Consider the following 1,435-nt stretch of genomic DNA (forward strand, 5'->3'; position numbering starts at 1 on the left):
GATGCTGGTGAGGTTGGCGAACACCATGCTGTCGACGGTGACTGCGGTGGCGTCGGCGTTGAACGCGTAACGGTCATCCTCGCTGCTGCTCAGGCGGCCGTTACCAGCGCTCAAAGATTCCGCGCCGGTAATGGTGACGCCGTTATGTATCACTTGATTGGTTTGGTCGGTCAGGGCCCAGCCGTGATTGATGCCGCCACTGACACTATCGGCACTGCCGCCGGCCGTGATGCTGGTGAGGTTGGCGAACACCATGCTGTCGACGGTGACTGCGGTGGCGTCGGCGTTGAAGGCGTAACGGTCATCCTCGCTGCTGCTCAGGCGGCCATTGCCTGCACTCAGGGATTCCGCGCCGGTAATGATGGTGCCGTTGTGCACCACTTGGTTCTCGACGTCGGTCAGGGCCCAGCCGTGGTTGGCACCGCCGCTGACACTGTCGGCGCTGCCGCTGGCAGCAATACTGGTGAGGTTGGCAAACACCATGCTGTCGACGGTGACTTGATCGGCGTCGGCGTTGAACGCGTAACGGTCATCCTCGCTGCTGCTCAGGCGGCCATTACCTGCGCTCAGGGATTCCGCGCCGGTAATGGTGACCCCGTTGTGCACCACTTGGTCGGCTTGATCGGTCAGGGCCCAGCCGTGATTGATGCCGCCACTGACACTATCGGCACTGCCACTAGCGGCAATATTGGTGAGGTTGGCGAACACCATGCTGTCGACGGTGACTGCGGTGGCGTCGGCATTGAAGGCGTAACGGTCATCCTCGCTGCTGCTCAGGCGGCCGTTACCAGCGCTCAGGGATTCCGCGCCGGTAATGGTGACCCCGTTGTGTACCACCTGATTGGTTTCGTCGGTCAGGGCCCAGCCGTGATTGATGCCGCCACTGACACTATCGGCACTGCCGCCGGCCGTGATGCTGGTGAGGTTGGCGAACACCATGCTGTCGACGGTGACTGCGGTGGCGTCGGCGTTGAAGGCGTAACGGTCATCCTCGCTGCTGCTCAGGCGGCCATTGCCTGCACTCAGGGATTCCGCGCCGGTAATGGTGACACCGTTGTGCACCACCTGATTGGCCGTGGCGGTCAGGCTCCAGCCGTGGTTGGCACCGCCGCTGACACTGTCGGCGCTGCCGCTGGCGGCAATACTGGTGAGGTTGGCAAACACCATGCTGTCGACGGTGACTTGATCGGCGTCGGCGTTGAAGGCGTAACGGTCATCCTCGCTGCTGCTCAGGCGGCCGTTACCAGCGCTCAAAGATTCCGCGCCGGTAATGGTGACCCCGTTGTGTACCACCTGATTGGTTTGGTCGGTCAGGGCCCAGCCGTGATTGATACCGCCACTGACACTATCGGCACTGCCGCTGGCGTCGATGCTGGTGAGGTTGGCAAACACCATGCTGTCGACGGTGACTTGATCGGCGTCGGCGTTGAACGCG

General features: G+C 62.4%; 1 protein-coding gene. It reads right to left on the reverse strand.

Going from position 1 to position 1,435, the window contains the following annotated elements; genetic code table 11:
• Positions 1–1,435, reverse strand: a 1,435-nt coding sequence (locus tag ACCI51_RS19385; protein ID WP_371845077.1) for a hypothetical protein, incomplete at both ends; no start/stop codon positions are given.

Origin of the sequence: Microbulbifer echini (genome assembly GCF_041447225.1) — a bacterium.
Taxonomy (GTDB): Bacteria; Pseudomonadota; Gammaproteobacteria; order Pseudomonadales; family Cellvibrionaceae; genus Microbulbifer; species Microbulbifer echini.